Annotated in this window: 6 protein-coding genes; all 6 read left to right on the plus strand. The window is 69.5% G+C overall.

The window, feature by feature from the left end:
* Positions 1-257 precede the first annotated feature (257 nt).
* The 6 genes from VKG64_19145 to urtE all read left to right on the plus strand — a co-directional run bounded on the left by VKG64_19145 (position 258) and on the right by urtE (position 6,570).
* Positions 258-842 (plus strand): ANTAR domain-containing protein, encoded by a 585-nt coding sequence (locus VKG64_19145; protein HKB27158.1) that lies wholly within the window; start codon positions 258-260, stop codon positions 840-842.
* 161 nt (positions 843-1,003) lie between these two features.
* Positions 1,004-2,332, plus strand: a complete 1,329-nt coding sequence (urtA, locus tag VKG64_19150) for an urea ABC transporter substrate-binding protein (protein ID HKB27159.1) — start codon at positions 1,004-1,006, stop codon at positions 2,330-2,332.
* Entirely contained in the window at positions 2,311-3,963 is a 1,653-nt protein-coding gene (gene urtB / locus VKG64_19155; protein HKB27160.1) for an urea ABC transporter permease subunit UrtB, read from the plus strand. Before urtA ends, urtB begins: the two co-directional genes overlap by 22 nt.
* On the plus strand, positions 3,960-5,099 hold the full coding sequence (gene urtC / locus VKG64_19160) for an urea ABC transporter permease subunit UrtC (protein ID HKB27161.1): 1,140 nt from the start codon (positions 3,960-3,962) through the stop codon (positions 5,097-5,099). The genes urtB and urtC overlap by 4 nt, the downstream gene beginning before the upstream one ends.
* The gene (locus VKG64_19165; GenBank protein ID HKB27162.1) at positions 5,096-5,878 is read left to right on the plus strand and encodes an ATP-binding cassette domain-containing protein; all 783 of its coding nucleotides are present in this window, start codon (positions 5,096-5,098) and stop codon (positions 5,876-5,878) included. The genes urtC and VKG64_19165 overlap by 4 nt, the downstream gene beginning before the upstream one ends.
* Complete coding sequence (urtE, locus tag VKG64_19170; GenBank protein HKB27163.1) at positions 5,878-6,570, plus strand: urea ABC transporter ATP-binding subunit UrtE; 693 nt, start codon at positions 5,878-5,880, stop codon at positions 6,568-6,570. The genes VKG64_19165 and urtE overlap by 1 nt, the downstream gene beginning before the upstream one ends.
* The last annotated feature ends 156 nt before the right edge of the window (positions 6,571-6,726 follow it).

Genomic DNA, 6,726 nt, shown 5'->3' on the forward strand with positions numbered 1-6,726 from the left:
ATGTAGTAGAGGCAGGTCTTGCTGATGTCCGCGTATCCGCCGCGCTCACGTTGTCCCGGGCGCCGGATTCTCCGGCGCCCGTGTCGTCTTCTCGCGATGACGCCACTGCCGCCCCGGGGTGCTGGACCCGTGCATGCAAAAGCGGCACGCTTGGAGCGATGCCGCGGTGATAGGCAGGCCGGGCGAACGTGTCCGTCCCTAAGCCTCTGATTTCCCGTATGGCGGTTCTGGCATCGCGCTTGCCCGGGGCAAGGGGCATGTCCGCGAAGCCCCGCTGGCGGGTCGCGATCCTCGACGACCACGAGCGGTCGCGCGCCGCCCTACGCGCCGCCATCTGGGCCGGCGGCGGTGAGGTCGTGGGCGAGGTGCTCCGCTGCGCCGACGCGGTTCCGCTGATCAAGCGCGCCGGTCCCGACGTGGCGATCTTCGCGGTCGGCCTGCCGGACGGCGACGGGATCGACGCGGCGGCCCACGCGATCGTCACGACCGACTGCCCCGTGGTGCTGTTCACCAGCCACACCGACGCCGAGCTCGTGGCCCGCGCCCGCGAGGCCGGCGTGATGGCCTACCTCCTGAAACCCCTGCGCGCCGCCGAGCTCGCGCCCGCGCTCGACGTGGCGATCGCGCGCTTCGCCGAGAATCGCCAGCTGCGCCAGACGCTCGAGGGACGCAAGCACATCGAGCGGGCCAAGGGCGCCCTGATGGCGCGCTTCGGCCTCACGGAAGACGAAGCCTTCCGCCGCCTGCGCCGGGCGGCGATGGACAGCCGGAAGCCCATGGTGGAGATCGCCAAGGCGCTGCTCGTCTCGGAGTCAGTTGCGCAGGACCTGCCTACGCGTTAGGCAGGGCCCCGCGGCGACGCTCCACGTAAGGCCCCGAAAAAACAGGAGGGGAGGTTCGGTACGCCCTTTGCTCTGAATCCGTGCAGGCCGCGGCCAGAGAAGTCCGTGGCGAACGCGCCAGCGATGTCGCGATCGAGACCAACCAACCGAAAGGAGAAGGTATGCCAGAGTTCTCACGTCGCGACTTCCTGAAGGGCTCGCTCGCGGCCGGGACCGCGGTCGGCGCCGGGCTCAGCTTCCCCCACGTCCTCCGGGCGCAGGCCAAGGAACCGATCAAGGTCGGCGTCCTGCACTCGCTCAGCGGCACCATGGCCATCAGCGAGGCGCCGATCAAGGAAGTGGTCCTGATGGCCATCCAGGAGATCAACAAGACCGGCGTGCTCGGGCGAAAGGTCGAGGCCGTCGTGGAGGATCCGGCGTCCGATTGGCCGCTGTTCGCCGAGAAAGCCAAGAAACTCCTCCTCCAGGACAAGGTGGCCGCGGTCTTCGGCTGCTGGACGTCGGTCAGCCGCAAGTCCGTGCTGCCGGTCTTCGAGAAGAACAACGGGCTGCTCTTCTACCCGGTGCAGTACGAGGGTGAGGAGTGCTCGAAGAACGTGATCTACACCGGCGCCACGATCAACCAGCAGGCCACCCCCGGGATCGACTACCTGATGTCGGCGGAGGGCGGCGCGAAGAAGAAGTTCTACCTGCTCGGCTCCGACTACGTGTATCCGCGGACGACGAACAAAATTTTGAGATTGTATCTCACGAAGGTGAAGAAGGTGCCCGAGTCGGCCATCGCCGAGGAGTACACGCCGTTCCACCACCAGGATTACCAGACGATCGTCGGCAAGATCAAGAGCTTCAGCGCCGCCGGCGACGCCGCCGTGATCAACACGATCAACGGCGACAGCAACGTGCCGTTCTTCAAGGAGCTCGCCAACCAGGGCGTCATGGCGGACAAGACGCCCACGATGTCGTATAGCTTCGCCGAGGTGGAGCTTCAGACGCTCGACGTGAAGCCGCTGGTCGGGCACTTCGCGTCCTGGAACTACTTCATGTCGCTCAAGAACCCCGAGAACATCAAGTGGGTGAAGGCCTACAAGGAGTGGGCCAAGGCGCACAACATCCCGGAGAAGCAGGCCGTCACGGACGACCCGATGATGCACGCCTACATCCACGTGCACCTCTGGGCGAAGGCGGTCCAGAAGGCGGAGTCCACCGACGTCGACAAGGTGCTCAAGGCCCTCGAGGGGCTGCAGGTCCCGAGCCCGGTCGGCCCCTACAAGGTGGACGAGAAGAATCACCACACGTGGAAGCCGGTCTACATCGGCAAGATCCGCGCGGACGGCCAGTTCGACGTCGTGTGGAAGACGAAGGCGTGGGTCCGGCCCGAGCCGTGGAGCGACGTCACGTACCCCGGTCGCAGCTGCGACTGGAGCGGCGGCGGCAAGGGCTCGTACGACATGGTCGGCGGCAAGCGGGTGTGGCTGTCGGACAAGTCGTAGCGCGCGCGCTCGTCGCCGCCCTCGCGGCGACGTGGGTGATCACCGGGCTCGGCGGCCTCGCGGCCGCCGCGTCCGGTGACCTCGATCTCGAGGCCGTCGCCCGCCGGCTCGCCGCGCCGGCGACGCAGAAGAGCGCGCTCGAGGAGCTTCAGGACGCGACGGACCCCGGGGTCGAGCGCCTGCTGCGGGCGCTCAAGGACGGGGCCCTCTACACCTTCAAGGGGCGGCTCGTGCTGCTCGGCGACGACGGCGGCCTCACGGATGTCGCCGGCCACCCGGTCGTGGACGCCCAGGGCCAGCCGGTGCAGCTCGAGTCGGGCCAGGAGGCGGTGGCGCTCGACGAATCGCTCTTCGGCGTGGTGCAGCGCATCCTCGAGCGCTTCGAGGTCTTCAGCGACGACAAGGCGAAGCGGCAGTCGGCGGCCTTCAAGCTCGGAACCTCGGGTGATCCCTCGGCGCTCGGCGTGCTCGCGAAGGCGCTCGAGCGGGAGGCCGACCGCGACGTGAGGGTCGTGATGGAGGACGCGCTCGCGAAGCTCCGGCTCCGGTCGGCGGACCCGAAGGACCGCCTCGCGGCCGTGAAGCGGCTCGGCGCGTCGAGCTCGGAGGCGGCGGTGCCGCTGCTCAAGGCGCTCGTCGAGCAGGAGACGGATCCCGCGGTCAAGGCGGCGGCGCAGGCGGCGCTCCGCGACATCGACACGTTCGTCGTCCGCCGGAACATCGTCGGCTACCTGTTCAACGGCGTCAGCCTCGCCGCCGTGCTCCTCGTCATGAGCCTGGGCCTCGCCGTCACGTTCGGGCTCATGGGCATCATCAACATGGCGCACGGCGAGATGCTCATGATCGGCTCGTACACGGCGTTCGTCGTGCAGGAGGCGTTCCAGGCGCGCCTCGCCGCGTACCAGGACTACTACTTCTTCGTGGCGCTGCCGCTCGCGTTCCTGGCGGCCGGGCTCGTCGGGCTCGTCCTCGAGCTCGGCGTGATCCGCTTCCTCTACGGCCGGCCGCTCGAGACGCTCATCGTCACCTGGGGCGCCGGCATGATCCTCCAGCAGGGCGCGCGACTCTACTTCGGCGACCAGACGAGCGTGAACTCGCCGACGTGGTTCCGGGGCGGCCTGGAGCCGCTGACCGGCTTGATCTTCCCGTGGAGCCGGATCTTCATCGTCGGCCTGGCGGTCGCGGCGCTCGGCGCGCTCTGGTTCCTCCTGAACCGGACGTACGCCGGCATGAAGGTACGGGCGGTCATGCAGAACCGCGCGATGGCGGCGTGCCTCGGCGTCTCGACGCGGAAGGTCGACGCGGTCACCTTCGCGCTCGGTACGGCGCTCGCGGGCGTCGCGGGCTGCGCGCTCGCGCTGATCGGCACGGTGGACCCGGAGGTCGGCAAGACCTACATCGTGGACTCGTTCATGGTCGTAGTCCTCGGCGGCGTCGGCAAGCTCGTCGGGACCGTGGTGGCCGCCGTCTGCATCGGCCTCTCGAACAAGCTCATCGAGCCCGCGATCGGCGGCACCGCGGCGGCGATCTACGCGAAGGTCGCGGTGCTGGTCATCGTGATCTGGTTCCTCCAGTGGCGGCCGACCGGCCTCTTCGCCCAGCGCGGCCGCGCGGCCGCCGAGACGGCGTGAGCGCGGCCCTGACGCCGCCGCTCGCGCCGAAGCGCGACCGGCAGCTCGTCCTGGTGGCGCTCTTCGGCGCCGTCTTCGTCGTCGGCCTGCCCGTCGCGAACGCGCTCGGCTTCGTGTCCGACTACTACCTGAACCTCTTCGCCAAGTACCTGGCCCTCGCGATCCTGGCGCTCGGGATGGACCTCATCTGGGGGTACACGGGCATCCTGTCGCTCGGGCAGGCGATCTTTTTTGGAATGGGCGCGTACTCGATCGGCATGCACATGATGCTCGAGTCGTCCGGCAAGGGCGTGTACGGCGAGCCCGTGCCCGATTTCATGATCTGGAACCAGGTCTACCAGCTTCCGTTCTTCTGGAAGCCGTACAAGTACGCGGTCGTGGCGGTCGCCTCCGCGATTCTGCTGCCCGCGCTCTTCGCCACGGTGATCGGCCTCCTCACGTTTCGCCGCCGGCTGCGCGGCACCTACTTCGCGATCCTCACGCAGGCGATCGCGTTCGCCGTGTGGCTGATGGTCAACCGCAACGAGATGAAGCTCGGCGGGACCAACGGCCTCACCGACTTCAAGTCGATCCTCGGCTTCTCGCTGTCGAGCCCGGTGACGCTCCGGGCGCTCTACGTCGCCACCGCGGCGCTCCTCGTGGGCGCGCTCCTGATCTCCCGCGCGATCGTCCGGTCGAAGACCGGCCTCGTGCTCGAGGCCATCCGCGACAACGAGCGCCGGCTGGAGTTCCTCGGCTACAACGCGGCCGGGTTCAAGATCTTCGTCTTCGCCGTCTCGGCGGCCCTGGCGGGCCTCGCGGGCCTCCTCTACGCGCCGCAGGTGGGGATCATCACGCCGAGCCAGGTCGGCGTCCTGCCCTCGCTCGAGATCGTCATCTGGGTCGCGTTCGGCGGCCGCGGGACCCTCTGGGGCGCGCTGCTCGGCGCCATCTCCGTCAACTGGCTCCGGAGCGTGCTGACCGGGACGTATCCCAGGCTCTGGCCGATCATCCTCGGAGGCCTCTTCATGGCGGTCATCATGCTCTTCCCCACCGGCCTCGTGGGCCTCGCCGCCCGCGCCCGGGCGCTCGTGGGGCGCCGGCGCACCGGCGGGCCCGCGGCCGTCGCCGCGCCCGTCGAGGAGCACACCGCGTGAGCTCGGCGGACACGCTCCTCTACGTCGAGAGCCTGACCGTGTCGTTCGACGGCTTCCTCGCGCTCCGGAACCTCAACCTGATCATCGAGCGCGACGAGCGTGTGCGCCTCCTCATCGGACCGAACGGCGCGGGGAAGACGACGCTCTTCGACGTCCTCACCGGGCACGTCACGCCCGAATCGGGCCGCGTCCTGTTCCGGGACACCGTGAACCTCCTGGGGCAGGCGCCCCACGAGATCGCCAACGTCGGCGTCATCCGCAAGTTCCAGACGCCGTCGGTGTTCCCCGGGCACACGGTCTTCGAGAACATGCTCCTCTCCGCGGGCCGCAAGCGCTTCGCCTCGACGCTCGGCGCGGGCCGGAGCTTCCGCGGTCACGACCCGATCGTCGCCACGCTCGAGCAGGTGGGGCTCGCCGGGCGCGCGGGCGACGTCGCGGGCGCGCTCTCGCACGGCGAGAAGCAGTGGCTCGAGATCGCGATGCTGCTGGTCCAGGAGCCGACGCTCCTGCTGCTCGACGAGCCGGCCGCGGGCATGACGCGGCCGGAGAAGGAGCGGACGGTCAAGGTGCTCGAGGGCATCGTCGCGCGCTCGAGCTGCAGCGTGATGCTCATCGAGCACGACATGGAGTTCGTCCGCCACATCGCGGGCCGCGGCCACAAGGTCACCGTGCTCCACGAGGGCACCGTGCTCTCGGAGGGCTCGCTCGAGCGCGTGCAGGCCGACGAGCGCGTCGTCGAGGCGTACCTGGGGCGCGGCAAGGTGCGGGGGGCGGCCTGATGCTCGCCGTCAACGCGATCGACGTCTACTACGGGGAGAGCCGCGTCCTCACGCGCCTGGGCCTCTCGGTCGGCGCCGGGCAGGTCGTGTGCGTCATGGGCCGGAACGGGGTCGGCAAGACGACCCTCCTGAAGGCCGTCATGGGGCTCCTCACGCCGCGCACGGGCACGATCGAGTGGGAGGGACGGGACATCACGCGCCGCGCGCCCTATGAGCGCGCGCTGCTCGGGATCGGCTACGTGCCGCAGGGGCGCGAGATCTTCCCGGCGCTGACCGTGCGCGACAACCTGGTGCTCGGCGCCCGCCAGAAGCGGCCGGCGCCCGACCGGCTGGACTACGTCCTCTCGCTGTTCCCGGCGCTCGGCGGCATGCTCGGCAGGCGCGGCGGCGACCTCTCCGGCGGCCAGCAGCAGCAGCTCGCGATCGCGCGCGCGCTGATCGCGGACCCGTCGCTGCTGCTCCTCGACGAGCCCACCGAGGGGATCCAGCCCTCGATCGTGGACGAGATCGCGGACGTGCTGCAGCGGATCAAGCGCGAGGGCACGCGCTCCATCCTGCTGGTCGAGCAGTATCTCGAGTTCGCCCGGTCGATCTGCGACCGGTTCTACGTCATGGACAAGGGAGTCGTGGCTCTCGAAGGCGAGCGTCGGACGTTCGACGTCGACACCGTGAGCGCGCTGCTCAGCGTGTAAGTAGGGCACGGGCGGGCGACGCGGGATGCGCGCAACTCTGATCGGGCGGACGAGGAACCAGTGAGCGGACTTGCGGCGGGGCACGGGCGGGGCGGCGCGGGTTGCCCGCGGCGCTGATCGGGCGGACGAGGAACCAGTGAGCGGACTTGCGGCGGG

The sequence above is a fragment of the Candidatus Methylomirabilota bacterium genome, assembly GCA_035260325.1.
Lineage (GTDB): Bacteria > Methylomirabilota > Methylomirabilia > Rokubacteriales > CSP1-6 > AR19.